General features: G+C 73.8%; 24 protein-coding genes and 2 pseudogenes. 13 read left to right on the forward strand and 13 right to left on the reverse strand.

The features are described from left to right. The first annotated feature begins 5 nt into the window (after positions 1–5). Entirely contained in the window at positions 6–197 is a 192-nt protein-coding gene (locus AB0I68_RS11675; RefSeq protein WP_363177056.1) for a hypothetical protein, read from the forward strand. A 12-nt stretch (positions 198–209) separates the two neighbouring features. Here AB0I68_RS11675 and AB0I68_RS11680 read toward each other — a convergent pair whose 3' ends face one another. Then, positions 210–452 carry a hypothetical protein gene (locus tag AB0I68_RS11680; protein ID WP_363177057.1) on the reverse strand — a complete coding sequence of 81 codons (243 nt, stop codon included), beginning with the start codon at positions 450–452 and terminating at the stop codon, positions 210–212. A gap of 106 nt (positions 453–558) precedes the next feature. Here AB0I68_RS11680 and AB0I68_RS11685 point away from each other — a divergent pair, with 106 nt between their 5' ends. Next, positions 559–1,281: an aspartate/glutamate racemase family protein gene (locus tag AB0I68_RS11685; protein ID WP_363177058.1), complete on the forward strand. Its 723-nt coding sequence runs from the start codon at positions 559–561 to the stop codon at positions 1,279–1,281. Here the strand turns inward: AB0I68_RS11685 and AB0I68_RS11690 are convergent. After that, positions 1,262–1,360 (reverse strand): annotated as a pseudogene (locus AB0I68_RS11690) (SGNH/GDSL hydrolase family protein); the annotation flags it as partial. The gene AB0I68_RS11685 and the pseudogene AB0I68_RS11690 sit on opposite strands and share 20 nt — an antisense overlap. Continuing rightward, positions 1,347–1,916 (reverse strand): PadR family transcriptional regulator, encoded by a 570-nt coding sequence (locus tag AB0I68_RS11695; protein WP_363177059.1) that lies wholly within the window; start codon positions 1,914–1,916, stop codon positions 1,347–1,349. The gene AB0I68_RS11695 and the pseudogene AB0I68_RS11690, both read right to left, overlap by 14 nt. 100 nt (positions 1,917–2,016) lie before the next feature. On the opposite strand from AB0I68_RS11695, the gene AB0I68_RS11700 reads away from it, so the two are divergent. Genes AB0I68_RS11700 through AB0I68_RS11710 form a run of 3 tightly spaced genes read left to right on the forward strand, consistent with a single transcriptional unit; the run spans position 2,017 to position 3,718 of the window. Continuing rightward, positions 2,017–2,463 (forward strand): nuclear transport factor 2 family protein, encoded by a 447-nt coding sequence (locus tag AB0I68_RS11700; RefSeq protein WP_363177060.1) that lies wholly within the window; start codon positions 2,017–2,019, stop codon positions 2,461–2,463. Between the two features lie 44 nt (positions 2,464–2,507). Next, positions 2,508–2,846, forward strand: coding sequence for a hypothetical protein (locus AB0I68_RS11705; RefSeq protein WP_363177061.1), 339 nt, complete (start codon positions 2,508–2,510; stop codon positions 2,844–2,846). Beyond that, positions 2,843–3,718, forward strand: a complete 876-nt coding sequence (locus AB0I68_RS11710; RefSeq protein ID WP_363177062.1) for a hypothetical protein — start codon at positions 2,843–2,845, stop codon at positions 3,716–3,718. The genes AB0I68_RS11705 and AB0I68_RS11710 overlap by 4 nt, the downstream gene beginning before the upstream one ends. A gap of 104 nt (positions 3,719–3,822) precedes the next feature. Here AB0I68_RS11710 and AB0I68_RS11715 read toward each other — a convergent pair. Both AB0I68_RS11715 and AB0I68_RS11720 read right to left on the reverse strand, forming a co-directional pair. Further along, a pseudogene (locus tag AB0I68_RS11715) lies at positions 3,823–4,443 on the reverse strand (endonuclease/exonuclease/phosphatase family protein); the annotation flags it as partial. Between the two features lie 21 nt (positions 4,444–4,464). Continuing rightward, positions 4,465–6,414, reverse strand: coding sequence for a glycoside hydrolase family 9 protein (locus AB0I68_RS11720; RefSeq protein WP_363177063.1), 1,950 nt, complete (start codon positions 6,412–6,414; stop codon positions 4,465–4,467). 72 nt (positions 6,415–6,486) lie between these two features. On the opposite strand from AB0I68_RS11720, the gene AB0I68_RS11725 reads away from it, so the two are divergent. Together AB0I68_RS11725 and AB0I68_RS11730 are read left to right on the forward strand one after the other, a co-directional pair. After that, positions 6,487–7,197 carry a response regulator transcription factor gene (locus AB0I68_RS11725; RefSeq protein ID WP_363177064.1) on the forward strand — a complete coding sequence of 237 codons (711 nt, stop codon included), beginning with the start codon at positions 6,487–6,489 and terminating at the stop codon, positions 7,195–7,197. Next, entirely contained in the window at positions 7,194–8,459 is a 1,266-nt protein-coding gene (locus AB0I68_RS11730; RefSeq protein ID WP_363177065.1) for a HAMP domain-containing sensor histidine kinase, read from the forward strand. The genes AB0I68_RS11725 and AB0I68_RS11730 overlap by 4 nt, the downstream gene beginning before the upstream one ends. 163 nt (positions 8,460–8,622) lie before the next feature. Here the strand turns inward: AB0I68_RS11730 and AB0I68_RS11735 are convergent, their stop codons facing one another. After that, a complete protein-coding gene (locus AB0I68_RS11735; protein WP_363177066.1) occupies positions 8,623–10,644 on the reverse strand; it encodes a SpoIIE family protein phosphatase in 2,022 nt (673 codons plus the stop codon). Between the two features lie 558 nt (positions 10,645–11,202). On the opposite strand from AB0I68_RS11735, the gene AB0I68_RS11740 reads away from it, so the two are divergent. The 4 genes from AB0I68_RS11740 (at position 11,203) to AB0I68_RS11755 (ending at position 18,094) form a co-directional block, all read left to right on the forward strand. Continuing rightward, a complete protein-coding gene (locus AB0I68_RS11740) occupies positions 11,203–11,568 on the forward strand; it encodes a hypothetical protein (protein WP_363177173.1) in 366 nt (121 codons plus the stop codon). 290 nt (positions 11,569–11,858) lie between these two features. Next, the gene (locus tag AB0I68_RS11745; protein WP_363177174.1) at positions 11,859–15,668 is read left to right on the forward strand and encodes a helix-turn-helix domain-containing protein; all 3,810 of its coding nucleotides are present in this window, start codon (positions 11,859–11,861) and stop codon (positions 15,666–15,668) included. A gap of 192 nt (positions 15,669–15,860) precedes the next feature. Continuing rightward, entirely contained in the window at positions 15,861–16,703 is an 843-nt protein-coding gene (locus AB0I68_RS11750; protein WP_363177067.1) for an NlpC/P60 family protein, read from the forward strand. 128 nt (positions 16,704–16,831) lie between these two features. Next, positions 16,832–18,094 carry a serine hydrolase domain-containing protein gene (locus AB0I68_RS11755; protein WP_363177175.1) on the forward strand — a complete coding sequence of 421 codons (1,263 nt, stop codon included), beginning with the start codon at positions 16,832–16,834 and terminating at the stop codon, positions 18,092–18,094. A gap of 105 nt (positions 18,095–18,199) precedes the next feature. On the opposite strand, the gene AB0I68_RS11760 is transcribed toward AB0I68_RS11755, so the two are convergent. The 5 genes from AB0I68_RS11760 to AB0I68_RS11780 form a co-directional block, all read right to left on the reverse strand. Beyond that, the gene (locus AB0I68_RS11760) at positions 18,200–19,027 is read right to left on the reverse strand and encodes a hypothetical protein (RefSeq protein WP_363177068.1); all 828 of its coding nucleotides are present in this window, start codon (positions 19,025–19,027) and stop codon (positions 18,200–18,202) included. Next, entirely contained in the window at positions 19,011–19,937 is a 927-nt protein-coding gene (locus AB0I68_RS11765) for a sigma-70 family RNA polymerase sigma factor (RefSeq protein ID WP_363177069.1), read from the reverse strand. Before AB0I68_RS11765 ends, AB0I68_RS11760 begins: the two co-directional genes overlap by 17 nt. Continuing rightward, complete coding sequence (locus tag AB0I68_RS11770; protein WP_363177070.1) at positions 19,934–20,161, reverse strand: hypothetical protein; 228 nt, start codon at positions 20,159–20,161, stop codon at positions 19,934–19,936. Before AB0I68_RS11770 ends, AB0I68_RS11765 begins: the two co-directional genes overlap by 4 nt. A 144-nt stretch (positions 20,162–20,305) precedes the next feature. Then, a complete protein-coding gene (locus AB0I68_RS11775; protein WP_363177071.1) occupies positions 20,306–21,787 on the reverse strand; it encodes a HAMP domain-containing sensor histidine kinase in 1,482 nt (493 codons plus the stop codon). Further along, positions 21,780–22,457 carry a response regulator transcription factor gene (locus AB0I68_RS11780; protein ID WP_363177072.1) on the reverse strand — a complete coding sequence of 226 codons (678 nt, stop codon included), beginning with the start codon at positions 22,455–22,457 and terminating at the stop codon, positions 21,780–21,782. Before AB0I68_RS11780 ends, AB0I68_RS11775 begins: the two co-directional genes overlap by 8 nt. Before the next feature lie 133 nt (positions 22,458–22,590). Between AB0I68_RS11780 and AB0I68_RS11785 the strand changes: the two genes are divergently transcribed. Continuing rightward, positions 22,591–23,220, forward strand: coding sequence for a hypothetical protein (locus AB0I68_RS11785; RefSeq protein WP_363177073.1), 630 nt, complete (start codon positions 22,591–22,593; stop codon positions 23,218–23,220). A 161-nt stretch (positions 23,221–23,381) separates the two neighbouring features. Here AB0I68_RS11785 and AB0I68_RS11790 read toward each other — a convergent pair whose 3' ends face one another. Beyond that, positions 23,382–24,290: an aldo/keto reductase gene (locus AB0I68_RS11790; RefSeq protein ID WP_363177074.1), complete on the reverse strand. Its 909-nt coding sequence runs from the start codon at positions 24,288–24,290 to the stop codon at positions 23,382–23,384. Between the two features lie 111 nt (positions 24,291–24,401). Between AB0I68_RS11790 and AB0I68_RS11795 the strand changes: the two genes are divergently transcribed. Continuing rightward, on the forward strand, positions 24,402–25,352 hold the full coding sequence (locus AB0I68_RS11795; protein WP_363177176.1) for a DUF5937 family protein: 951 nt from the start codon (positions 24,402–24,404) through the stop codon (positions 25,350–25,352). On the opposite strand, the gene cynS is transcribed toward AB0I68_RS11795, so the two are convergent. Next, positions 25,349–25,819, reverse strand: a complete 471-nt coding sequence (gene cynS, locus AB0I68_RS11800) for a cyanase (RefSeq protein ID WP_363177075.1) — start codon at positions 25,817–25,819, stop codon at positions 25,349–25,351. The genes AB0I68_RS11795 and cynS overlap by 4 nt on opposite strands. Positions 25,820–25,869 lie beyond the last annotated feature (50 nt).

A 25,869-nucleotide genomic window follows, 5' to 3' on the forward strand; every position in this document is an offset into this window, starting at 1 on the left:
CTCTCATGTATGAAATGCAGGTCGGTGAGGCGGCCACAGGGCCTGGCCTCGTATGGCACGTCGTCGCCCGTGACCGCCGGGCCACCCTGTGCGGCCGCCCCCTCCAGCCGGGCGGCAACGCCGAAACGGACCACCACTGCGTGCCGTGCATGACGGCCTTCCAAGACGTCATGCGGCAAGGCTCCGCGGAGTCCTGACAGTGGGGGTGATCAGCCGCCGAACAGCGCGCCTCCGCCGTCGGCGCCGGGGCCCGGGAGGTAGTACGGGTGGTCGTGCGCGGCCACCGGGACCGACCGGGAGGTCCAGGCGCCGGCGGCGGGTGCGAAGGTGGCGAGGCCCGGCCCGAAGAGCCGCCGGGGGCGACCCGCGCTGGGCGGCCCCCCCGCACGCCTTCGTGGCAGGAACCCTCGATTTCGGCTGACGCGCAGCCGGCTCGCGGCATCCCCGAACAAGAGATCAAAGCAATCCTTATGGATGAATGGGCTGCTACGGTATCTGCTTATAGATGCGGCGCGCCGTGGCCGAAGGGTGCCGCCCGAGCTGCCCAGGGGTGCCGCCATGAAGACGATCGGACTGCTCGGAGGAATGAGCTGGGAGTCGACGGCCGAGTACTACCGGCTGCTGAACGAGCTCACCCGCGACCGGCTGGGGGGGCTGCATTCGGCCCGCTGCGTGCTGTACTCGGTGGACTTCGCCGAGATCGAGCAGCTGCAGGCCGAGGGCCGGTGGACGGAAGCCGGCGAGGTCCTGGCGGCAGCGGCCCAGCGGCTGGAAGCGGCCGGTGCGGACCTCGTGCTCATCTGCACCAACACCATGCACAAGGTCGCCGACCGCGTCCAGGCGGGCATCTCGGTGCCGCTGCTGCACCTCGCCGACGCCACCGCCGACGCCGTGAAGGCGGCGGGCCTGACCCGTGTCGGCCTGCTGGGTACCGCGTTCACGATGGAGCAGGAGTTCTACCGCGGCCGGCTCGCCGCGGGCGGACTCGAGGTGTGCGTCCCGGAAGCCGCCGGGCGTGCGCTCGTGCACCGGGTGATCTACGAGGAGCTGTGCCAGGGCGTCGTCCGCGAGGAGTCGCGCGCCGCGTACCGGCGTGTCATCAAGGGCCTCGTTGCCGCCGGCGCCCAGGGGATCATCCTGGGCTGCACCGAGATCGAGCTGCTCGTCGGCGCCGAGGACAGCCCCGTGCCCGTCTTCCCCACCGCACGGCTCCACGCCGAAGCCGCGGTCGAGGCGGCGCTGTCGGCCCCGCGTCCAGGAGCCCCCGCAGCCCGGTCGTGACGCCGCCGTCGCCGACGCCCTCGGTCTGGCTGCCGCCCAGGGCGACGTAGCGCAGGTACTGCCGCTCAGTGCCCGGCACGGGCCGCCTCCCGCTCTCGCAGGACCGCGATCGTACGCTCGCACCAGTCGCGGTTGCCCTGCTCGAAGGCGAGACCGCGCAGACAGGTCAGATAGGGGCCGATGCGGTCGCCGTGCCGCAGGAAGTCCTCCTCGCTGCGGTCGCCGCGCATCGTGCGCAGCAGGCCGCCGAACAGCCCGACCTTGGCCTGGGCGAAGGCGGCGCGCTCGGTGAGCTGCGCGATGAGTGTCGCGGTGTCGACGTGGTCGGCGGCCTGGACCTTCACGACCAGGTCGTCGCGGATGGAGGAGGGCTTGGCGGTGGAGGCGGTGAACTGCTCCAGCTCGGCGAGGCCTGCGTCGGTGACGGTGAACAGTCGCTTGTTGGGCCGGGTGTCCTGGACGACTTCCCGGCCCGTGATCAGCCCGTCCTTCTCCAGCCGGGTCAGCTCGGCGTAGAGCTGCTGCGGGAGCGCGTGCCAGAAGTTCGCCACACCGAGGTCGAATGCCTTGGCCAGCTGGTACCCGCTCAACTCCTCGTCCAGCAGCGCCGCCAGTACGGCGTGGCGCAATGCCATCGGATCGCCTCCTTCTCGCCCTGTCCACGGACACCTCTCGCATGATACTCATGAAAGTGAGTAATCACATTGATGAGTAGATGAGGATCGGGGAGAAGCCGTGACCGCAGCAGACCGTTTCCGCACCGCCGTCGACAGCCGTGACATCGCCGCCCTGGAAGCCCTGTTCACCGAGGACGTCCGCCTGTACAGCCCCGTGAAGTTCACGCCGTTCGAGGGCCGGCCGATGGTGCTGGGGCTGTTCGGGGTGCTGCTGCGCACCTTCGAGGACTTCCGGTACGTCGGGCAGTACGCCGGCACCGCCGAGACGAGCGTCGACGGCGCCGAGTCCCCGTCGGAGATCCTGCTCTTCCGGGCGACGGTGAACGGCAAGGCGATCCACGGCATCGACCTGCTGCACTTCGCCGACGACGGCCGGATCAAGGAGTTCACCGTCATGGTGAGGCCCCGGTCCGCGGTGCACGCCCTGGGCGAGGCGGTCCTCGCCGGGCTGGTCGCCGACGGCCTGGCCCCGGCCCCGGCCGAGGGCTCCGCCGCCCCTCGATAGGCTCGCGGGGCAGCCGACTGCCGTACGCACGCCCGGAGGAACCGGTGGACATCCGCTCGGCCCCGCAGCTCGCCCGGGACAACAAGCTCGCGAAGGGCTTCAACACCACCGACGTGCCGCTGAAGTCCGGGCTGCTGACGGCCGAGGTCGGGAAGGCCTTCACCGCCTGGCGCGAGAAACTGCCCGATTTCGGAGAAGAGCTCGCGGACGTGGTCCTGTACGCCGTGGCGCTCGCCGAGATGAACGGCATCGGCCTGGCGGCCGAGGTGGAGCGGGAGGCGGCCGAGAACCGCGACCGCGGCTTCGCCCGGGACGAGAGGGGCGTCCTGCTCCGCATCGAGACCCCGGGCGAAACCGGCGACGAGAGGAGGAATCGCGGATGACCGTCACCACCCGAGTGGCTCTGGCCACCTCGGCCATGGGACAGGCCTGGGACGCCGACCTGCCGCTGATGCTCGAAGCGCTGCGCGCCCGGGGTGTCGACGCCGTGGCGGCGGCCTGGGACGCCGGGGATTTCGACTGGTCTCAGTGCGCCGCCGTGGTCATCAGGTCCACCTGGGACTACGCCGAGCGGTGGCCGGAGTATCTGGCCTGGGCCGACGCGGTGCAGGGTGCGACGCGGCTCGACAATCCGGCCGGGCTCGTACGCTGGAACACCGACAAGCGGTATCTCGGGGAACTCGCCGGCCGCGGCGTGCCGGTCGTACCGACCCGGTTCATCGCCCCCGGCGAGGCCCTCGCCTTGCCCGAGCACGGCCAGTTCGTGGTCAAGCCGGCGGTATCGGCCGGCGCGCGCGACACCGCGCGGTACGCGGAGCACCATCACGACCTGGCGGCCGGGCACATCGCGGCGCTGCACGCCGCCGGATCCACCGCGATGGTGCAGCCGTACCTCTCCCGGATCGACGAGGGCGAACGGGCGCTCGTCTTCCTCGGCGGCGTCTTCAGCCATGCCATCCGCAAGGGACCGGTGCTGACCGATGTCGGGGTCGTCGACAACGGCCGTGCACCGCATCCGGATCTGGTGCCGTACCGGCCGTCCGCGGCCGAACTCACCCTGGCCGAGGCCGCGCTGGCGGCCGTTCCCGGGTCGCAGGCGTTGCTGTACGCGCGGGTCGACATCGCGTCGGCGGACGACGGTTCGCCGGTGGTGATGGAGGTGGAGCTCGTGGAACCCAACCTCTTCATGGGCCACAGCGCGCACGGGCTGCGGCGCTTCACGGACCTCGTCCACGAGCGCGCCGCCACCGGCTGAGCCGCGGGCCGCGGGCCGCTCTTGGATGTTGAGGTGCTCCGGGCCGACGAGGCCGGCGCCGGTCAGGAACCCCACGGCCGGGCCTCCGCTGCCCGAGCGGTGGATCACTGACGAGAGCCGGTTTCCCGCCGGCTTATGTGCGCGGCGACGGGCAGGTGGTCGCTTCCCGTCGCGGGCAGCGCCCTGATCCGGGTGACGGTCGCCGAGCGGGTCAGGACCTGGTCGATCCGGTCCACCGGCAGCGCCGCGGGCCGGCTGAACGCGAAGTCCCGGCTCGGCGGGTTCATCCGCGCGAGGACCGGATCCAGCCCCCGGTCGTCCACGGTGCTGTTGAGGTCCCCGAGCAGGATCAGCGGGTCGGTGCGCTCCGCGGCGATCGCCGCACCGAGCAGTGCGGCGCTCTCGTCCCGCCGTACGGAACCGAACCCGTGCGACGGGCCGAGGCGCACCGATGACAGGTGTGCCACGTACACGGCGGCTTCGCCCTGCGGCGTACGGGCGGTGGCCCGCAGTCCGCGGTTCCAGCCCTCCCCCACGCCCGCCGGCCGGATGTCCACCGGCCGCACCTCCGCCAGCGGGTGCTTCGACCGGAGTCCGACCGTGCCCTCCAGTGCGTGGTACGGATACTCCGGCGCCAGCATCGCCGCGAACGTCGGCGCGGCGGCGGGCGTCAGCTCCTCCAGGGCGATGAGATCGGCCCGGGTTCCGGCCAGGGCGCGCGCGGTGATCCGGTTCCCGCGGTCCGGCTACGCGGGCCCCCCGGGTGCGACGGCGAGGGTGAAGGCGAGCAGCGCCGTCGCGGTGAAGTCGTCCGCGGATTCGACGGACTGCCAGGCGCCCACGTGGTCCATGAAGGCGCTGCCGCGGCCGTCGAACGCCGCGTACGGGTTCTCCTGGTCGGCCGGGCACGGCCGCATGGAGGTGAAGGAGTTGAGGTCCCCCAGCCTGCCCGCCTCGTTGGGGCCGTTGACGACGCCGCCCCGGAGGATGTCGCCCGTACCGCCCAGGTCTCCGGCGAGGTTGGCGGCCTGGTGCTCGGGGCAGTGCGGGAAGGTGGTGCCCGCCCCGATGACGAAGGAGGAGCCCCACGCGTTGGCGCCGAGCGCCCAGTTGCGCTGCTGGGTGGCGAAGGCCTCGTAGCGCGGGTCGCCCGTGACCCGGTGGTACAGCCGGGCGGTGGCGGCCAGGCCGAACGTGTGGGGCACCGAGTCGAAATCGGTGGTGACGGCCCCTGCCCGGAAGGGGTCGCGGGCCGCGCGGGAGCGGCCTTCGTCGAGCTGGCGCCCGAGGTCGGCGACGAGCGCGTCGCGGGTCACCTCGGTGTACGGGGTGCCCGGCTCCAGCAGAGCGGCGAGGTCGGCGTGCGCGAGGGCGCTGACGTCGCCCAGCCCCAGGGTGCCGAGGCCGTCCGAGGCGAGGTACTGCCCGGCCCAGTGGCCGGCCTGCCGGATCCAGTCGGCGGTCCGGCCGTCACCGAGCGCCCGCCCGGCGAGGGCCAGCTCGGCGGCGCCGAACTCCATGTCGTCCTGCCAGGACGACTCGGGGTAGAAGCCGTGCGGGAAGGCGGTGACCAGGGGGCCCTTCGGCGCGGTGTCGGCGAGTGCGTACAGGTGCGCGGCTTTGTCCAGTTCGGCGCGGGCCCGGGACGGGTCTGCCGTCGCGTCCAGCTGTGCGGCCAGGGCGAAGGCGGCGGCGACGCGTCCGGCGAGGTTGGGGCTGACCGGCCGGCCCGGGGGCGCGGCACGGAACACCGGCCGGTGCTTGATCAGGTAGTCCGGATCGCCCGGCTCGACGCGGAGGGTGTCGTCCGCCTCCGGCAGCCGCCAGACGTCGTGGTCGGAGCGGACGGCGCCGCTGCCGTCCTCCGTGTCGCCCTTGCCGAGGCCGACTTGGACGTGGAGCGTGAGGGTCTCGTCGTCCCACATCCGGTCGAGCCAGTCCAGTCCGTGGCGGGCCTCGGCGGCCAGTTCCCTCCCGCCGAGGGGCGAGGTCCGCTGCGCGAGCAGCAGGGCGGCCGTGGAGTACGAGGCGGTGTGCGTGAACTTGAGGAAGTCGCCCGCGTCGGACCAGCCGCCGGACACGTCGACCGGGCCCGCGACCGGCTTGAGCGGCTCGGTCAGCACCTTCTCGTCGTCGCCGTACGCGGGGGTGTCGTACACGGTGGCCCGGCGGTCCGCGAGATGGGACGGCTTGCGCGACAGGACGGAGGGGACGACGTCGGCCCCGTCTCGCTGCGCCTGGAAGAAGCGCACGCCGTCCCGGACGAGCCCGCCGAACAGATCGGCGGCGGGCGCGATGCGGAACCGCGGGGAGCTCGCGGTGACCGGCCCGGACACTTCCACCCGGTAGTCGCCGGGCTCGGTGAGACGGGAGAGGTCCAGGGGGTGAACGGCCCGGTAGGTGGTGTTCCACCGTCCCGTGGAGGCGCCGGGCCTGCCGCTCAGCACCTCCTTTCCGGCTGCGTCGAGCACGCGGAAGGAGGCTTTGGCCCCGGAGCTCGCGGCCACCGAGGTCATGAGGTAGGCCTGCTTGGTCTCGCCGGGTGTGAAACCGACCTGGTCGACGCGCACTTCGGCGCGCGGTGGTCCCGCCGTGGTGTCCGCGCCCTGCGCGGAGGGGAATCCGTACACCGCGAGGACGGTGAGGGCCGCTCCTGCGGCGGTCATGCCGATGACGCCGGTTCGTGTCTTTGCCATGTACGCAGGCTGCCGCCCCGATCATGAGGCCATGATGAGGAAGGTCCGGCGCTCCCGGTACGCTCGCCGATCATGCGCGTACTGGTCCTGGAGGACGACCCCGAACTCGGCCCTGCCCTCACCCGCGGCCTGCGCGAGGCGGGTTTCGCGGTCGACCACGCCGGCGACCTCGCCGACGCCGACCTCAAGCTGGCGGTCAACACGTACGACTGTCTGATCGCCGACCGCGTCCTGCCCGACGGGGACGCGCTCGGCCTCCTGGCGGCGCAGCGCAAGGCCGGGTCCACGCTGCCGGTGCTCCTGCTCACCGCCCTCGACGCGATCTCCGACCGGGTCGCCGGCTTCGAGCACGGGGCGGACGACTACCTCGTCAAACCCTTCGCGTTCGCCGAACTGGCCGCGCGCGTCCGCACCCTGTGCCGGCGCGCCCGGCCCGCCCGGCTCCCCGAGCTGCGCGCCGGCGGCCTGGAACTCGACCTCCCGCGCCGCCGGGTGCGCCGGGACGGGGTCCTGCTCACCCTCACCGCCAAGGAGTTCGCGGTGCTTGAGGTGTTGATGCTGCGGGCGGGCGAGGTCGTGACCCGCAGCGAGCTCATCGAGCGGTGCTGGGACGAGCAGGCCGAGCCGATGTCCAACGTGGTCGACGTACTCGTGGGCCAGCTGCGCCGGAGGCTGGGCCCGCCGGACCCCGTCGAGACGGTGCGCGGAGCCGGCTACCGCCTCATCGCCCCGGACACCGGCGGGGACACCGGCACCCGGACCGGCACCGGGACCCGCCGGTGAGCTCGCCGAGCCCTGCGGCCGCGCGGCTGCACCGCGCCCGGTGGGTGGCGACCCTGCTGTTCGCCGCGACCACCGCCGCCTGCCTGCTGGTGCTCGCCGTCATCGCCGTGCGCACCGACGGCGTCTCCCGCGCGAACGACCTCGACCACGACGTCAGCCACCGCGCCGACGGGCTGGCCCGGACCGTGTACTACGACGACGGCGCCCTGCACCTGGAGGCCCTGGAGGACGACGACCTGGCCCGCAGCGCCGAGGTGCTCGGCGTCCTGGACTCGGCGGGTCAGGGCCGGCCGCGGATCCGCTCCGCGTCCCCCTCCCCGGCGGCCCTCCCCGACGCGGAGGCTCTCGACGACCTGTGGCAGCAGGTCCGCCGCGACGAGGAGACGGTCCTGGCCGACGCCCCGGGCGGCGGCCGGGACCACCACTGGGCCGCGGCCCCGGTCTGGGACGGCGACCGGATCGGCGCCGCCGTGCTCGTCGGAGCCGACCCCGCCCAGGGCCGGGCGGCCCACGACCAGCTGGTGCGCCGGCTGGCGCTGGGCAGCGCCGCCCTGGTCCTCGCGGCCGCGGCGGTGGGCCATCTGCTGTCCGGGCGGGCGATGCGTCCCGCGCTGCGCGCCCTCGAACAGCAGGAGCAGTTCCTCGCGGAGGCGGCGCACGAGCTCCGTACCCCGCTGGCCGCCCTGCGGCTGGTGGTGGAGGGCGGGGCCGCCTCCCCGCCCCGGGCCCCGGCCGCCCTCCACGAGGCGGTCCGGCTCGTCGACCGGCTGGGCCGGCTGGTCACCGGGCTGCTGGCCCGGGCCCGGGTCGAGGCCGGCACCCAGGAGGTGGAGCTGACCCCGCTCCGCCTGGACCAGGTGGTCGAGGCGACCGTCGAGGAGCTGCCGGACCGTACGGGGGTCACGGTCGCCGCCGAGGCCACCGTGGTCGAGGGAGACCCCGAGCTGCTCGCACAGGCCGTGCGCAACCTCGTGGAGAACGCGCTGCGGCACGGCGGCGGCCCGGTCGAGGTGTCGGTGACCGCGGGCCGGGTCGCTGTCCGGGACCACGGACCCGGCGTGCCGGACGCGCAGCGCGCACGGGTCTTCGAACGCCGCGTCACCGGAGCCGCGAGCACCGGGACCGGGACCGGCCTGGCCATCGTCCGCTGGGTGGCCGAGCTGCACGGCGGTACCGCCCGCCTCTCGGCCGCCCCCGGCGGCGGCCTGCTCGCCGAGCTGCTGCTGCCCGGTCACGCCCGCGCCGGACACCCCCTGCGCTGATGCGCGTGGACGAGCTGGACGCGGTGGACGTCATGTACGTGACCCGCCGGCCCAGGAGCCCGTGGTCGCAGGTGAACGTGGACGAGGTGTCGACGCCGACCGGTCGTCCTGCCCGTCCTCCAGGCGCTCGCGCCGGCTCGGCAGGCCCGCGTGGAGCGGGCCGTCACCCTGTCGGCGCACGGCCGGGAACCGCGCTGACCCGGGCGAGGACGAGGACCGTGTCGTCGGTCGCCGTGTCGGGCAGCAGGTTCGCGAGGATGCGGTCGGCCGCCTCCTCCAGCGAGCCCAGGGGCGCGCGCAGCTGAGCGCGCAGCGCGTCCATCCCGGTGTCGATGTCCTGGCCCGGGGCCTCGATGAGGCCGTCGGTGTACAGGGCCACGGTCGCGCCCTCGGGGAGCTCGATCTCGACCGACCGGTAGGGTACGCCGCCCACCCCGAGGGGCACCCCGAGCACGTCGCCGACGGTGTGCACCGTCCCGTCCCGGTGGCGCACCAGGGGCGGGGGGTGACCGGCGTTGGCGACGCGGGCGCGGCCGGTGTGGGGGTCGTAGACGAGGTACAGGCAGGTCGCCCACTCGATGCCGGCCTCCTGGGCGCAGACGTCGAGTTCCTCGAGCAGGGCCGCGGGCTCCGTGGTGTGCCGGGCGAGGGTCTCCGCGGTGATCCGCAGCTGGCCCATGGCCGCGGCGGCGGGGACGCCGTGTCCCATCACGTCTCCGACGACGAGTGCCACCCGGTCGCCGGGCAGGGTGATCGCGTCGTACCAGTCGCCGCCGACCTCGGTGAGGCGGCTGCCCGGCAGGTAGCGGTGGCTGATGTCCACGTACGGGCCGGACGCGGGGGCGCTGGGCAGCAGGGCCCGCTGGAGGGTGAGGGCGATCTCCCGGACCCTGCTGTACAGCCGGGCGTTGTCCAGGCACAGGGCGGCCCGGGAGGCCAGTTCGCCGGCGAGGCCGAGGTCCTCCTGTGCGAAGGCCGGGCGGGCGGCGGACCGGCCGAACATGGTGATGCCCTGCACCGTGCCGCGGGCGATGAGCGGTGCCATGAGGATGCAGGCCAGCCCGCTGTCCAGCAGCAGCTGCGCCCGCTGCCGGTGCACGACGGTGTGGGTCACGAACTCCTCGTTGACCGTGACGCACAGCGGGCGGCCCGTGCTCACCATCTGGTGGATGCTGGAGCCCGGCGGGTACGTGACCTTCTCCAGGCCGCTCACGAGCTCGACGGCGGGTTCGGGGAGCGTGGTGCCGGAGGCGATCCGGCGGGTGCTCAGGGGCAGCGCCGGGTCGAACGCCTCGGTCTCGTCCATCCACTCCACGAGTTCGACGACGCAGGCGTCGCAGAAGTCCGGGACGGCCGCGTCGACCAGCTCGCGTGCGGTGACGTTCAGGTCCAGGGTGGTGCCGATGCGGGCCGTGGCCCGGTCGAGCAGGGCGAGGCGCTGACGGGCGGCCGTCGCCTCCAGGATGGCCTGCTCCCGGTCGGTCACGTCCAGCAGCAGTCCGCCCACACCGCGCCGGGTGTCCCCCGCGCCGCTGAGCGGGAAGAAACTGACCGAACGCACCTGGTCGCGGTCCGGGTGGCCCGGTGTGCGCAGCCCCACGAGGGTGCCGATCACGGGCCGGCCCCCTTGGGCCACGGCCCGCAGCATGCGCTGGTACTCCCCGCCGTCCGAGGTGATCATGATGTCCGCCATCCGGCGGCCCAGGTGCTCCTCGAGCGGGACCCCGTCCATGTCGGCGAGTGCCTGGTTGAGATGGACGTAGCGCAGCTCCTCGTCCAGCATGACCAGGCCGATCGGGCAGGTCTCGAAGAGGGCGTCGAGGAAGGACAGGTTGGTCTTCACCCGGTCCAGCTCGTCCCCCCGGCTCGCCAGTCCCAGCACCACGGAGACGCCCGTGGCCCCGGTCATCGGGAAGACCCGGAAACCGCAGTCGAACACCGTGCCGTCGCGGTGCAGTGCGGGCAGCCGTACGCGGAAGTAGCCGAGGGCCCGGGCGCGCTCCGCGAGGTGCGCGGCCGCACCCGGACCCTCGCCGGGGGCCGGCTCGGGGAAGAGGAGCGCCGCGGGCCGCGACAGCACCGCACGGGTCTCGTGGCCGAAGAGGTTCTGGGCTCCGGGGCCCCAGTAGCAGACCCGGTCCTCGTCGTCGATGCCGAAGACGGCCACGACCACGTGTTCCAGCAAGGACCCCGGTTCGGACCGAATCGGGCCGGGATCCTCCGCGCCCACCAGCCGGTCCGGTGGCATCGGCAGGCCCCCTTCTGCGCACGGCTCGCGCGCGTGGCTGGCCGGAGCCCGCGCTGCGGACACGGGCTGCCCCCTCAATTCTGCCCGCCATCGGGAAGGAAGACATCACGGCGGCGCACGGGAGCCGCCCGGTGACCGTCCGTGGCACCGGCAGCCGGCGTGCGCGGGTGCGTGCGGGTGCGGGTGCGGGTGCGGGCCCGGCAGCATCGTGTGGGCGAACGGCGCGCTGCATTTCTGCACCGGCTGGGCGGGCGCCGGTCTTCGCCGTCGCTCCCCGGACGGCCTTCGGCTTCGGCCAGGGCGAGCCGCCGGCCGCGGTGGCGCTTCTGCGCGCCTGCGCCGAGTTGCCCCCGGTGCCGGGACCGGGCAGGTCACGGGCCGTTTCCCGGCCGGCCCGCCGATGGGCAACGGGAAACCCGTCGACCGCCGCGGGCAGCCGGGCAAGGCTGAAGGCGTCAGCACGTCAGCACCGAGGCAACCCAACAGGGGGACATGATGCGCAAGATGATCCGCGGCGCCGCCGCGCTCGCCACCGCCGCCGCGGCCGTCGTGGCACTGAGCGGCGCGGCCGACGCCAAGCCTGCCGACGACTGGGCCGGTTGTCCGTCCGGGGCGGTCTGCATCTACCCGCAGAACCAGAACCCGGCCGTCAAGCCGAGCCAGATCTTCTACAGCTACGGAGCCCACAACCTGAGCAACCAGTTCGGCAACCACTGGGTCCTCAACAACCAGTACGGCGGAGCCACCGCGAGCCTGTGCACCGGATCCAACGGCGCCGGCTGCGGATCCCCCATCGCCGAGGGGACGGGCGTCTACGCCGACCTCGGGCCGATCAACTCCATCACCCTCAACCGGCCGTAACCGAGCACCCGTTCGCAGCCTTCCGGATCCGCCGCCCCGGCGGCTCCGGAAGGCTGCTGTTCTGCGCGTTTTTCCGCCACGCACGGCAGAACGCATCCTCCGCCGTCCGACCCCCGCGGTAGCCTGGGACCTTCCATCTCACAACCTGGGCGCGCTGCGCCATGGGGGATGCCGTGGGGGACCCGGACCGCGGACGGAACACCGATCACCAGCACGATTCACCTGAGGCAACCAAGGCCGCCGAGGCCGCCGAGGCCGCCGAGCAATCCGCCGCGTCCTTTCCCGCCCGGTTGAGGCGGTTGCGGGTGCAGCGCGGCCTCTCGCTGGCCGACCTGGCCCGCCGGACGCACTACAGCAAGGGCTACCTGAGCAAGATCGAGACCGGCGCCAAGCGCGTCACCCTCGACGTCGCGCAGCGCTGCGACCTGGTACTGGGGGCCGGGGGCGCCCTCGTACGGCTGGTCCCGGAGGCGGAAGTCCCAAGGGCCCGGGCGGGATCCGGCCCGGGCGCGGGCGCCGGGGCCGGTTCCGGTTCCGGTTCCGGGGCGGGTTCCGGGGCGGGTTCCGGGGCCGGTTCCGCCCCGCCGGCCGGGCCCCAGTCGCCGGGCGAGTGCCCCTACCGCGGCCTCGCGGCTTTCACCCCACGTGACGCGGGCTGGTTCTTCGGCCGCGACCGGGTGACCGCCGCCCTGGTCGAGCGGGTCTTCGAGCGGATCGGCAGCGGCCCGCTGATGCTCGTCGGCCGGTCGGGCGCCGGCAAGTCGTCCCTGCTCAGCGCAGGTCTCGTACCGGCGCTGCGGTGCACCGGCGGCTTCCCGATGGCGGGCGCCGACGGGTGGCCGGTCGTACGGTTCACGCCGACCGCGCATCCGCTCCAGGAGCTGCTGGACTGCACCGCGAAGGTGCTCGGCGGCGATCTCGGCATCACCGTACGGGAGCTGCGGGACCGGCCGGAACGGCTGCTCGAAGCCGTCCACGGGCGGGCGGACGACACCACGGCGGAATCCGGGGGGCGCCGGCTCCCCACCGTCCGGCCGGTTTTGCTCGTCGATCAGTTCGAGGAACTTTTCACCCTCTGCTGCGACGAGGACGAGCGGCGCGCGTTTGTCCGGGCACTGTGCGCCCTGGCGACATCGGGGCCGGGGCCTGCGGCACACGACCCGGCCGTCGTCGTGCTCGGCGTCCGGGCCGACTTCTCCGGCAGCTGCCTGGACCTTCCCGAGCTGGCCCCGGTCTTCACCGACGGGCTGTTCGTCCTCCCCCCGATGTCCGTGGCGGAGCTGCGCGAGTCGATCACCCGCCCGGCGGAGCTCGCCGGGCTCACGCTCGAACCGGGCCTGGTCCCCCTGCTGCTGCGGGACGCGGGCTTGCGCGAGGAGCCCGGAACACCGGCCCCGGAGGCCGGGCCCGGGGACACGCCGTCCGGTGCGCTGCCGCTGGTGTCCCACGCGCTGATGGCCACCTGGCAGCGGCGCGAGGGGGCCGTGCTGACCGTCTCCGGCTACGAGGACACGGGCGGTATCCAGGGCGCGGTCGCGCATACGGCCGAGAGCGTGTTCGCCCGCCTGTACCCGGCCGAGCAGCGGACGGTCCGCCGCCTCCTGGTCGCGCTGATCCATGTCGCGGACGGCACGGGGGCGACGCGGCGGCGGATGGGCCGGGCCGCGCTGATGGAGCAACTGGCCGACGCGGACCGGGCCGCGGCGGCCCTCGACGCCTTCGTCCGGGCCCGGCTGATCACAATGGACAGCGACACCGTCGAGATCACCCACGAGGCGCTGCTGCACGCCTGGCCGCGGCTGCGCGCCTGGATCCACGCCGACCGGGACGGGCTGCTGGTCCACCGGCAACTGGCCCGTGCCGCCGAGGAATGGGAGCGCGAGGGCCGCGATCCGTCCGTCCTGTACCGCGGGACCCGGCTGGAGACCGCCCGGGCCTGGCCCGACGAGCTCGGCGGCAGGAGCCCGCTCAGCCCCCGGGAGGCGGCCTTCCTCCGCGCGAGCCAGGCCGCGGAGGACGCCCGGCGGACCCAGTCCAGGCGCCAGGTCCGGCTGCAGCAGCGGATGCTGGCCATGCTCGTCGCCCTGCTGGCCGTGGCCCTGACCGCCGGGGCGCTGGCGTACCGGCAGCGGGCGGGCGCGCTTGGCCAGGAGCGCATCGCCCGTTCGCAGGCCCTCGCCGTGCAGTCCACCTCCCTCGCCGCCGGTCAGCCCGAGGCCTCGATGCGGCTCGCCGAGGAGGCGTACCGCCTCGATGCGACTCCCCAGGCGCGGGGCGCGCTGCTGAGCACGCAGTCCCAGCCGTTCCTCGCCCGTCTCGGCGGGCACAGCGGACCGGTCAACGCGGTGGCCTTCGCCCCGGGGAACCGGCTGCTGGCGACCGCCGGTTCCGACGGGAAGGTGCTGCTGCGGCGGGTCGCGGACCGGCGGACGACGGTGACCCTGACGACGGCGGGCCGGGTCCGCGCGGTCGCCTTCGGCCCCGACGGCCGGACCCTCGCGGCGACGTCCACGGACGGTCCGGTACGGCTGTGGGACACGGACGGACACGGCCTCGCGGTGCTCCCCGCGCTGACGGCGGACGCCCGGGCCGTGGCCTTCGCGCCCGACGGGCACACCCTCGCCGTCGCGTGCGCCGACGGGACGGTCCGGCTGTGGGATCCCGCGGGCGGCCGGTCAGAGGTGGCGGCCCTGGCCGGGCACACCGCGAGGGTCAACGCGCTGGCGTACGCGCCGGACGGCAGAACGCTGGTGTCGGCGGGCGCCGACCAGACGGTACGGCTGTGGGATCCGGTGGGGGCCCGTCAGCTCGCCGTCCTCGAGGGGCACACCGGCGAGGTGCTGGGCGTGGCCTTCGCGCCGGACGGGCGGACGGTGGCCTCCGGGGGCGTCGACCGGACCGTGCGGCTGTGGGACGTGGCCGAGCACCGTACGACGGCGACGCTGACGGGGCACAACGACGACGTCAACGCGGTCGCCTACACCCCGGACGCCGCCACGGTCGTCAGCGCGAGCGGCGACGGCACCACCCGGCTGTGGGACGTACGCAGCGGCCGGCTGACCTCGACGCTGTCCGGGCACACCGACTACGTGCTCGCGGTCGCGGTGGACTCCGGCGGCACGATGCTGGCCACCGCCGCCTTCGACCAGTCGGTGGTGCTCTGGGACCTGCGCGGTCCGGTCCTGACCTCGCGCCCGTTCACGGAGATCTGGCATGCCGCGTACAGCCCGGACGGGAAGCTGCTGGCCACCGCCGACGCCGATCACACGGTGCTGCTGTGGGACGTCGCCGCGCGGCGGGTGGTCGCGACGTTCGAGGGTCACACCGAGACGGTGTTCTCGGTGGCCTTCTCCCCCGACGGGCGGATGCTGGCCTCGGCGGGCTCCGACGGGACGGTCCGGCTGTGGGACGTGGCCTCCCGTACGGCCCTGGACACGCTCACCGGTCACAACGGGACCGTGTTCGCGGTGGCCTTCGCCCCGGACGGGCGGACGCTGGCCTCGGCCGGCTCCGACCGTACGGTCCGGCTGTGGGACGTGGCCTCCCGTACGCCCCTGGGCACGCTCACCGGTCATACCGACTTCGCGAACGACGTGGTGTTCAGCCCGGACGGCCACATGCTCGCCAGCGCCGGCGACGATCTGACGGTACGTCTGTGGGACGTGCCCGGACGGCGGCCGCTGGCCTCGCTCACCGGTCACGCGGGCGCGGTACGGGCCGTCGCGTTCAGCCCGGACGGGCGGACGCTGGCGAGCAGCGGCAACGACGGCACCGTACGCCTGTGGGACGCCCGGCGGTTCGTGGCCGGGGCCGTGCTGGCGGGCCACACCGGCTCCGCGCGCGGCATCGCCTTCTCCCCCGACGGACGGACGCTGGCCAGCAGCGGCAACGACCGCACGGTGCGGCTGTGGGACGTGGCCGGGCGGCGGCTGTGGGCCGCCCTGACGGGCCACGGCAGCGCGGTGTGGGGCGTCGTGTTCTCCCCCGACGGGCGGACGGTGGCCAGCAGCAGCAACGACGGCACGGTGCGGCTGTGGAATCCGGACCCCGGGGCCCGGCTGGCGGAGACCGGCCGGCTGGGCGCGGCGGAACGGCCCTGACCGGCGGGGGTTTCCCAGGGGTTTCCCGTTGCCCGTCCGGGTGGGGTGACGCCGGGACCTCGACGCGGGGAGGCCGCGGCACGCAGGCTCGTCCCGTGTGCGGCACAGGTCAACGGCCGCCCCCGCCACGGCGCTTCCCCATGGCACTGCCCCACGGCGCTTCCCCACGGCAACGAGAAACGAGGATCCCGCATGCTTCGCCGGTCCGGTCTCATCGGCACACTCATCGCACTCCTGGTCTGCCTCCTGTGGACCCCCGCCTCGGCGGCGGCCTCCGACGGTTCGTGCCGGGTCCTGGCCCCGGGGGCGTCCGCCGCCGCCGAGCGGGCCGTCGGCGCCGCCTGCGCGCAGGTCTCGGCCGACGTCTGGTACACGTGGGGCGGCGGCCACGGTCCGCAGCCCGGCCCCACGTACGGGCAGGTGGACCCTACGGATCCGGCCAGCGAGCACGATCCCGAGCGGCTCGGCTTCGACTGCTCGGGACTGGTGCGCCACGCCTACGCCCAGGCCACCGGGTCGGACATCCTGAACGGGGTCGCCGGCGCCCAGTACTACACGCCCCACGCCGCCGAACGCTTCACCGCGGCCCAGGGTTTGGCACCGCTGCTCCCCGGCGACCTGCTGGTGTGGGGCACCTCCCGGGACCTGCACCACATCGCGATCTACCTGGGCGCGGGCAGGATGGCGGAGGCCCGGCAGTCCGGTACGAAACTCATGGTCAGCGACGTCCGGCTGAACGGCGGCTACTACGGGGCGGTCAGGATCGACCCCGGTCCGGTGACGGGGCACGTGTTCCGGACCTGGGGCACCGGTGTCTGGACCAAGGCCCAGCCGTCCACCGCGGCCGCGCGTGTCTACGCCTTCCCGGAGCCGACGACGATCCGCGTCGAGTGCCAGAAGCACGCGGAGAAGGTCACCTCCGACGGCCACACCAACGACGCCTGGTCCTATCTGCCCGACTACAAGGCGTGGGTCACCAACATCTACGTCCAGGGCCCCGCGTGGCTGGAAAACGTCCCTGCCTGCACGTTCTGAGGCGGCCCGTACCCGGCCCGCTCCGGCCGGCACGTACGATCGCAGGCTGCGGCCTTGATCACCCCTTCGGGTGAATCCGCGACCACGAAACCCTTCCCGTCACTCCGTAGTTGAGGAACAACGTGCGCCTGCCTCTCGACCGACGCCTGACTCTCAGTGCCGCCCTGCTCGCCGTGGTGGCCGGTGTGGTGCCGGCGACCGCCGCCCACGCCGCCACGGCCCCGTTCTCCGCGGCGACGGCCAAGACCGCTGCGCCGACGCCCGATCTCGAGGCCGTGACCCAGGCGCTGAAGAACACCACCGCGGTCGGTGCGCCCGGGGCCATGGTCCGGATCACCGGTTCCGGTGCGCCGCTGACCAGTGCGGTGGGTGTGCAGGACCGGACCACGGGTGCGCCCATGGACGTGAACGGCCGCTTCCGGATCGGCAGCGTCACCAAGACGTTCTCCAGCGTCGTGCTGCTCCAGCTGGTGGACGAGGGCAAGATCAGCCTGGACGCCCCGGTCAACCAGTACCTGCCCGGCCTGCTCCCCGACGACCGGATCACGGTCCGTCATCTGCTCACCCACCGCAGCGGGTTGGCGGACTACACGAACGCCATGTTCGACAAGACCGTGCCCGGCTTCGAGGCCGTCCGGAACAAGGTCTTCACCTATCAGGAGCTGGTCGCCCTCTCGCTGCGCGAGCCGCGCACGACCGAGCCGGGCGTCTCGTACAAGTACTCCAACACCAACTTCGTGGTCGTCGGCATGCTCATCGAGAAGGCCACCGGGAACGGCGTGGCCAAGGAGTACGAGCGCCGCATCATCAAGCCCCTGAAGCTGAAGAACACCTCGTACGTGCACCCCTCGACGGTGATCAAGGGTGCGCACCTGCACGGCTACCTCCACCCGGACGAGGCCGGGGCGCCGCTCGTCGACTCCACCGAGCAGACGGTGTCCTGGGCACAGTCCGCCGGTGCGATGATCTCGAACGCGGCCGACCTGAACACCTTCATGTCCGCGCTGCTCGGCGGCAAGCTGCTGAAGCCGGGCACGCTGGACGCCATGCTCACCATGACGCCGACGGACACCACGAACACCCGCTTCTACGGTCTGGGCCTGCGCCGCTACGACCTGTCGTGCGGCACCTCGGTGTACGGGCACACGGGCACGGTCCAGGGCTTCTACACGTACGCCTTCGCCACCCGTGACGGAAAGCGCAGCCTCGCCGCGGTGGCGAACACCTCGAACAAGGGCGATGCGAACACGGCCCTGGGCGGCACGCTCGAGGGCGCGTTCTGCGGGAAGAAGGCCCCGGCGGCCCCCACCGCCAAGCGCAGCTTCGCGCTGATCCCGCCCCTGACCGCGGCCCCGGCCGAGCAGGACCTCCCGGAGCACAGCGCGCGCTGACCTCCGCAGCCGAAAGCCCGGGCGGGGAAGGACCGCGCGTCCTTCCCCGCCCGGGTCCAGGTCGAACTCGCAGTCCCGCAGAGCCGAAGGGCTGCTCCTGCCTGATCAAGTAGCCGGGAACCGGGCCGGCAGCCGGGGCCGGGTGCGGCGGCCGGGCCGCACCGGCCGGGTGGCGGATGTCGTCAGTGCGCGGATCCGGTCGGTGAAGTCCGGGTCGGGCAGCGGCAGTTCGAGATCGTCGTCGACGTAGCTGACGGCGGCCGAGACGTACTCCATCACGGCCTTGACGGTGCTGGAACCGCGCCTCGACCCGCCCCCGCTGGGCCGCAGCGCCCGCAGGACGCGCAGGGTCGTGGGCAGGCTCGCATCGGCGGCGAGGTTGCGCGCAGCCCCGTCGAAGACCACGGTGGCCTCGTCCGGCGCGCGCGACGCATCCGCCGCATCCACCACGTCCCGTGGTGCGCGAAGGGCGCCGTCCGCTGCCTGCCTGATGGCGGACGGGGTCGTCTGGCGCCGCCACCAGACCGCTTCGTGGTTCTCCCCCAGGGCGAGGTGGTGGAGGTACAGGCAGTACGAGGCGATCGAGTCCCCGGCGCCGGCCGCGTACTGCCACCAGAAGCGGGCGGAGTCCTCGGCGTCGGTGAGCAGCAGGATGCATCCGAGGACGCGCGCGCCGGAGGGGTGGGGCAGCTTGTGCGTGAGGAAGTCGCCCAGGGCGACGACGGCGGCGCCGGTGACGGCCGTTTCGCACAGCGCCCGGAGGTCGCGCGCGGCTCCCCGCATGTCCTTCTGCGGTTCGCCCGTCGCCGCGCCGGGCTCCGGCGCACCCGCCCGGTGGTGCGGTGTGCAGCCGGTGTCGGCGATGTCGGCGGGCGCGCTCGAGGTGTCGTGGAGCCGGGCGCGGGCCAGCAGCTGGTCAATGGTCGAGGTCACCTGAGTGTCCCTCCTCGGTGGTGCTGTCCGGGTACAGGGCGGCGTGCAGGTTGCGCTTGGCGTGCCGTGCGGTGGACCGTACGGCGGCGAGGGAGACACCCAGTTCGTCTGCCGCCCGGACGTCCTCCAGGCCGCACAGGTACAGCAGGACGATGACGTCCCGCTGCAGGGGCGCGAGGTCTGCGACGGCCCGGAAGAGGGCCATGGACTCCTCGACCTGGGCCATCGGGTCCGGGGCGAGGTCGAGGGCGACCGTGTCGAAGGCGGCCTCGACGAGGGAGGGGCGGCCGTTGTCCTTCGGGGCGTGTTCGAGCACGGTCTGGCGCAGGATCGGCCACGCGAACCGCTCGGGGTTCTCGCTGGCGAGTGCGTCGTGCCACAGCATCAGCAGGAGCATGAAGACGTCGCCGACGGCCTTCTCGACGAGGCCGGGGCGGCGCAGGAACGCCGAGGCGTAGCAGGTGTAGTGCGGGCGGTGCATCTGCTGGAAGGCCAGGTAGTCCAGGGGGACCGAAGCGGCTGTGGCACGGTGGCGGGCGCCGCCCTCGTGGAGGCAGTCCTTGATCCACGAGGTGCGCTTGCCGACGTCCCGCGCGGCCAGTACCCAGCGCAGCCGCATCGTGTCGTACGGCAGGCCGGGCCGGTCCAGCGCGAGGAGCACCGTTCGGACGAAGACCCAGCGGGGATAGCGTCCGACGGCCCGCAGCAGTTCGGAGATGTGCCCCTTGGGCCGGCCGGTGCGCGCCTGGAGCTCGTCCAGCGTCACTCCCCTGCCGTGGACGGCATCGCGCAACGGCTCCAGCCAGGCGCGGTGCGCCGGTCCGGTGCCCTCGGCGATGGGCCCCAGCCGGCGGCCCGGCTTGCCGCGCCGGCCCTGGGGGACGTCCTGGGGTGCCGAATGGAGGTTCATCCCCGCGGCTCCTCGTCCCGGTCGGACGCCTGCCCGGAGGGCCGCTCGCGGCGGCTCTCGGCGAGCCCCGTGCCCGCCTGCACGATCTGCTGCACGCCCAGCGCGGCCGACGGGATGAGCGCGGTGATGGCCGCGACGGGCTGTCCCGCCACCACCATCACCACGCTGAATGCGAAGATCGCTAAGAGCGCCACCACGGTGACGATCATCCGGTTGTTCTTCATCGCGCCGTCCTCTGGCTGTTTGCGCCCTGGTTGATGTCTGTACGGGATCCGGCTCCTGGCGTTGCCGGCGCCCCCCTCAAGAGCCGAAGCAAGCATGGAGTGAACAGAGTTGGACACGTGCGAAAAAAGCAGAACGGGGAACAATCAGAACTGCGTGTCGGCCAGCGGGAGGCGGGCCACCAGACGGGCGCCGACCGGGGCGTCCTCGACGGTGAGGGAGCCGCCCAGCCGGGTCGCGATGTCGCGGGCTATGGCCAGGCCGAGGCCCGTGCCCCCCTCGTCGCGGCTGCGGGCGTCGTCGAGGCGGGTGAACCGCTCGAAGACCCGCTCCCGGTCGGCGGCCGGGATGCCCGGCCCGTCGTCACGGACCTCCAGTACGGCGGTGCGCCGGGCCGCATCGACCCGCAGCACGAGCCGGACCCGGCCGTCGGCGTGACGCTGGGCGTTGTCGAGGAGGTTGGTGACCAGCCGGGAGAGCCACAGCGTGCTGCCGCGCACGGTGGCCTCGGGAGCGATCTCCATGTCGACGGGGATCCGGTCCCGCCTGCGCGACCGGGCCGCCTCGCGGGCGACGTCCGCGAGGTCGACGACTGCGGCCGGCGGAGGCTCCCCGGTGTCCAGGCGGGCCAGCAGGAGCAGGTCGGCGGCGAGGTCCTGCAGTCGTACGGTGTCCTCCAGGGCCCCGCTGACCAGCTCGCCCCACAGCGCCGGATCGGGGTGGGCCTGGGCGACCTCCAGCTGGGTGCGCAGCACCGTGATCGGGCTGCGCAGCTCGTGCGAGGCGTCGGCGATGAACCGGCGCTGGCGGATCCCGGCGGCTTCCAGCCGGTCCAGGGTGGTGTTCATGGTGACGGCGAGCCGGGCGATCTCGTCCTGGCTGCGCGGCACCGGCACCCGGCGGTGCAGGTCGCGGTCGCTGATCTCGGCGACCTCGGCGCGGATCGCCTCGACGGGGCGCAGCGCCCAGCCGGTCACCCGCCAGGTGACCAGGGCCACGGTGAGCACGAGCAGCGGAACCCCGAAGGCCAGCGCGCCGGTGATGATGTCGTCGGCGGCGTCGGCCTGCCGCAGCGAGGTTCCCGCGTAGACGGTGACCAGTCCCTCCCCGGTGACGGTGGTGACCTGGACCACGCGGTGGCGGCGGTCGCCGCGGGCCGGGCCCTCCTTCCAGGTGCCGCGGACCGTGCCGGGTTTGCCCGGGCGGGCCGGGGAGAGGGCGGGGCGGCCGGCGAGGTTGGGGCTCGCCGCCAGGACGCGGCCCTCGGCGTCGACGACCTGGAGGAAGTCGGTGTCGCGCCCGGGTGTCAGTACGGTGTCGAGCCGGCCCGCGGCCACGAGCCCGGCGGTGGAGAGGGCCTGCCGTTCGGCGTCGGCCTGGGCTCCCCGCATCAGGTTGCCGTCCAGCATCCCGAGCAGGGCGAAGGAGGCGGCGCCGAGGGCGAGGGCCACCACCGTGGAGGCGCCGAGCGTGGCCCGGGCGCGGACGGACCGGGGGCGCAGGCGCCGCGCGAGGTCACGGATCCGCCCGAGGTCACGGATCTGGCGGAGGGCGCGGATCCGGCGGAGGGCGCGCAGGGGAACACGGCCGGGGGACCGGACGGCGCCACCGGTCTTCGGTTCAGCCACCGTCGGCCGCCAGCCGGTAGCCCGCGCCGCGGACGGTTTCCACTGCGGCCCTGCCGAAGGGTGCGTCGATCTTCCGGCGCAGGGCGCTGACGTGGACCTCGACGACGTTCAGATCGCCCTCGTAGGCGGCGTCCCAGACGTTCTCCAGTATCTCCCGTTTGGGTACGACCTCCCCGGCCCGCCGGGCCAGGTAGACGAGGACCGCGAACTCGCGCGAGGTCAGCCGGGCTTCGGTACCGGCGCGGGTGCACCGCTGCCGGGCCGGGTCGATCACGAGATCGCCGAACTCCATGATCTGCGGGCTGCGGCGGCCGGTGCGCCGGATGAGGGCGCGCAGCCGGGCGACCAGGACCACGTAGGAGAACGGCTTGGAGAGGAAGTCGTCCGCGCCCGTGTCGAGGGCCTCCGCCTCGTCGTACTCGCCGTCCTTGGCGGTGAGCATCAGGATCCCCGACTCGCAGCCGCTCGCGCGCAGCCGCGCGCAGACCCGGTAGCCGTTGAGCCCGGGCAGCATGATGTCGAGCACGATGGCGTCGTAGTCGTGCTCGCCGGCCAGCCACAGGCCCTGCGGGCCGTCGTGGGCGACGTCCACGGTGAAGCCCTCGGCCTGCAGACCCCGCTGGAGGGCCGCGGCGAGCCGTCGTTCGTCCTCGACCACCAGTACGCGCATGGGGACAAGGTTCTCAGGTCGCGTCGGCGGCTTGCTGAAGAGGTCTTCAGCCGGCTTCAGCGGGGCTTCAGCATCCGGCGGGCAGGCTCTGCCGAGCCGGGCGGCGTGCCCGGAGAACGCGAGGAGCATATCGATGACTCAGTCCAGTCCCCAGCCCCCCGAGCCGCCCGCGGTCACGGGCGAGGCCAAGGCCGACGCCGGTACGGCGGCGGGCCGCCGCGGCCGGGTGGTCCGGCTGGTCCGTGAGGGGCGTACGCGATGGGTCGCCCTCGGGCTGGTCGTCCTGGTCGGCGGCGGGGCGGCAGCGGTGGCGGCGGCCGAGCACGGCCACAGGGAGCACATGCGGGGCGGCTTCTCCGCCGAGGAGCTCGGGCACGGCCGCGGCGACAAGCCGGCGGAGGGCCGGATGGGCCCGAAGCTGCACAAGGGCGGCGCGCCCGAGGCCGTCGACGGCGACCGCGGCTTCCCGGGCCGGGCACCGGGAGGCCGCGGTCCCGGGGGCCGGGCGGACGGATCCGGGAAGGCCGCCCCGGTGCCGCTTCCCGCGCTGCCGGCGGCCCAGGCCCTGGAGAAGGCGACGGCCGCCGTTGAGGGCGGCAAGCTCGAATCGCTGCGGGTCGTCGCGCAGCAGGGCGGCGGCAGCGCCTGGCTGGCCGTGGTCCTCGGTCCGGACGGGGTGCGGCATGCCGTGACCCTGGCCGGCGCCGACGGCGCGGTCACCGGCAACACCGTTGCCGGGAAGGGACCGCTCGGTCCCCGCTGACCGCGCTCCCGGCCGTCCGCTCCGCACGGCGGGGCGGACGGCGGACGGCGGGGCGGCGGACCGGCCGGCCGGCAGCCGGTCAGTGCGCCGGTCGGTCGGAAGGGACTGCCGTCACGCTCCCCCGGAGTGGACCGGGTCCAGGACGGGGGAAGGGACTGCCGTCACGCTCCCCCGGAGTGGACCGGGTCCAGGACGGCGAGGTCCTCGGCGGAAAGGCGCAGGGCGCCGGCGGCCACGTTGGCGGTGAGGTGGTCCGGGTTGCCGGTTCCGGGGATGGCCAGGACGTGCGCTCCGCGGTGCAGGGTCCAGGCCAGCCGGATCTCGGCGGGACCCACTCCGTGGGCGCGGGCCACGGCGAGCACCTCCGCGCGTTCGGCGCCGCTCGCGCCTGCTTCGCGTCCCGCACCGGCGATCGAGTAGAACGGCACGAACGCCACGCCCTGCTCGCCGCAGGTACGCAGGAAAGCGTCCTGCTCGGGCCGGGCACCGAGCCCGTACGGGTTCTGTACGCAGACCACCGGTGCGATGGCCCGGGCTTCGGCGAGGTGCTCGGGCTGCACGTTGGAGAGGCCGAGGTGGCGGATCAGACCCGCCTCGCGCAGGTCGGCCAGGGCGCCGAAGCGCTCGGCGATCGAATCGGTCCCGACGATGCGCAGGTTCACCACGTCGAGGTGGTCGCGGCCGAGCTGGCGCAGGTTCTCCTCGACCTGGCCGCGCAACTGCTCCGGGGTGGCGTGGGGCAGCCACTGCCCCGACGGGGACCGGCCGGGGCCGATCTTGGTGGTGATGACGAGGTCCTGCGGGTACGGCGCAAGGGCCTGGTTGATCAGCTCATTGGCGGACCGCAGCGGGGAGAAGTAGAAGGCGGCGGTGTCGATGTGGTTCACGCCGAGCTCGACGGCGCGGCGCAGTACGCCGATCGCCCGGCCGCGGTCGCCGGGAGCGGCGCCGGGGTCGAACGCCGCGCCGTTCTGGGGCAGGCGCATCGCGCCGAAGCCGATGCGGTTCACTTCGAGGTCGCCGAGTTTCCAGGTGCCCGATGCACCTGCTGTGATCGTCCGAGAGGTCATGCCGGAATGATCTCCGCGCGGTAGGCTCGAGGCCATTGATTCAGGCATGTGCGAATCCAAGGAGGTCTCGTCCTGGCGGAGTTGGCCTTCTCGGCGGGCGATCTGGCGCAGATGCGGTTCGCCGTCTCGCCGTTGTGGGAGGTGGTGACCAGCTTCCGGCGCCTGCTGAACGCCGCCGCCGCGTCCCCTGTGTACCGGCCCTGGGCGGAGCAGGTGCAGCCCCGGGTGGCGGCCGCAGGGCTGGACCGGGGCTGGCTCGCCGAGCTGATCCCGCCCTCCGGATACCTGCCCCACTTCCTCAACCCTGCGCCCGCCGGACCGGCCCCCGCCCTGGCCGCCGAGCTGGCCGGGGTCCTGGCCGCTCCCGACGCCCCGGTCCGCCGCAATCTCGACCACCTGTGCCACCACCAGGGCCCGCTCGGCCCCCGGGCGCGGGCCCTCCACGCGGATCCGCAGGCCCGGCTGCCCCGGCTGGCAGAGGAGATCGAGGCGTACTGGCAGCTCGCGCTCGCCCCGTACTGGGCGCGGATCCGCTCGGTGCTGGAGGCCGATGTCTTCCACCGGGCCCGGCAGGCCGCCGAGCAGGGCGCCGGGCACGTCATCAACGAGCTGCACAGCGCGGTGCGCTGGGACGACAACGCGCTGCGTCTGGTGCGCCGCACCAGACCCCTGTCCCGGGAGACGGCGGGCAGGGGACTGCTGCTGGTCCCCTCGGCCTTCCTCGGGCCGGGCCTGCTCACCCGGATGACCCCGCCGGACCCGCCGCAGCTCGCCTACCCGGCGCGCGGGGTCGGCACGCTGTGGGCGTCACGGCCGCCGGCCGCGAAGGCGGACGCCGTCGCCGCGGTGCTCGGCCGTACGCGGACCCTGCTGCTGACGGAGCTCGAGGCGCCGGCCTCCACCACCGAGCTGGCCCGCCGTACGGGGCTCTCGGCGGCCGGGGTGTCGCAGAACCTGACCGCGCTGCGCGACGCCGGTCTGGTCAGCGCGCACCGGGCCGGCCGCTCGGTGCTGTACGCCCGCACCGCCGTCGCCGAGGCGCTCCTCGCCGCGTCCGCCTAGAACGGCTTGGTGGGGAGGTACTTGCCGTCGAGGGTGATGACGGCGCGATCACCGCCCTCGGGGTCCGCGACCTTCCTGACGTCCAGCTTGAAGTTGATCGCGCTGATGATGCCGTCGCCGCACTGCTCGTGGACCAGGGCCTTGAGCGTGGTGCCGTAGACCTGGAGCATCTCGTGGAAGCGGTAGACGGTCGGGTCGGTCGGGATGCCGCCGGGGATCGAGCCCCGGGTCGGGATGGTCTGCAGGAGCAGCGCGGCGTCGGCGTCGAGGCCCAGGAGCTCGGCGACGGCCTCGGCGGAGGCGGCCGGCAAGGGGTGCTGTCCCAGCACCGCGGCGGTGACGAAGGCGACCGACAGACCGGCCGCGTCGGCGATCTGCTGCCAGGTGAGGTCCTTGCGGGTCTTGGCGTCGACAGCGGCGTTGGCCAGGGCCTGACGGGCGGAGGGGTCGAACTGGGCGTGGATCACGGAAGGTTCCCTTTCAGGGGTGGGGTGGGTGGTTCAGTGCCCGAGCGGGG

Origin of the sequence: Streptomyces sp. NPDC050448 (genome assembly GCF_040655295.1) — a bacterium.
GTDB lineage: Bacteria > Actinomycetota > Actinomycetes > Streptomycetales > Streptomycetaceae > Streptomyces.

What these genes read in the sequence shown, in the direction of transcription:
- AB0I68_RS11675 (WP_363177056.1), top strand. Translation starts at nt 6, where the DNA reads ATGTATGAAATGCAGGTCGGTGAGGCGGCCACAGGGCCTGGCCTCGTA.
- AB0I68_RS11685 (WP_363177058.1), top strand. Translation starts at nt 559, where the DNA reads ATGAAGACGATCGGACTGCTCGGAGGAATGAGCTGGGAGTCGACGGCC.
- AB0I68_RS11695 (WP_363177059.1), bottom strand. Translation starts at nt 1,916, where the DNA reads ATGGCATTGCGCCACGCCGTACTGGCGGCGCTGCTGGACGAGGAGTTG.
- AB0I68_RS11710 (WP_363177062.1), top strand. Translation starts at nt 2,843, where the DNA reads ATGACCGTCACCACCCGAGTGGCTCTGGCCACCTCGGCCATGGGACAG.
- AB0I68_RS11720 (WP_363177063.1), bottom strand. Translation starts at nt 6,414, where the DNA reads ATGGCAAAGACACGAACCGGCGTCATCGGCATGACCGCCGCAGGAGCG.
- AB0I68_RS11725 (WP_363177064.1), top strand. Translation starts at nt 6,487, where the DNA reads ATGCGCGTACTGGTCCTGGAGGACGACCCCGAACTCGGCCCTGCCCTC.
- AB0I68_RS11740 (WP_363177173.1), top strand. Translation starts at nt 11,203, where the DNA reads ATGCGCAAGATGATCCGCGGCGCCGCCGCGCTCGCCACCGCCGCCGCG.
- AB0I68_RS11750 (WP_363177067.1), top strand. Translation starts at nt 15,861, where the DNA reads ATGCTTCGCCGGTCCGGTCTCATCGGCACACTCATCGCACTCCTGGTC.
- AB0I68_RS11765 (WP_363177069.1), bottom strand. Translation starts at nt 19,937, where the DNA reads ATGAACCTCCATTCGGCACCCCAGGACGTCCCCCAGGGCCGGCGCGGC.
- AB0I68_RS11770 (WP_363177070.1), bottom strand. Translation starts at nt 20,161, where the DNA reads ATGAAGAACAACCGGATGATCGTCACCGTGGTGGCGCTCTTAGCGATC.
- AB0I68_RS11780 (WP_363177072.1), bottom strand. Translation starts at nt 22,457, where the DNA reads ATGCGCGTACTGGTGGTCGAGGACGAACGACGGCTCGCCGCGGCCCTC.
- AB0I68_RS11785 (WP_363177073.1), top strand. Translation starts at nt 22,591, where the DNA reads ATGACTCAGTCCAGTCCCCAGCCCCCCGAGCCGCCCGCGGTCACGGGC.
- AB0I68_RS11790 (WP_363177074.1), bottom strand. Translation starts at nt 24,290, where the DNA reads ATGACCTCTCGGACGATCACAGCAGGTGCATCGGGCACCTGGAAACTC.
- AB0I68_RS11795 (WP_363177176.1), top strand. Translation starts at nt 24,402, where the DNA reads ATGCGGTTCGCCGTCTCGCCGTTGTGGGAGGTGGTGACCAGCTTCCGG.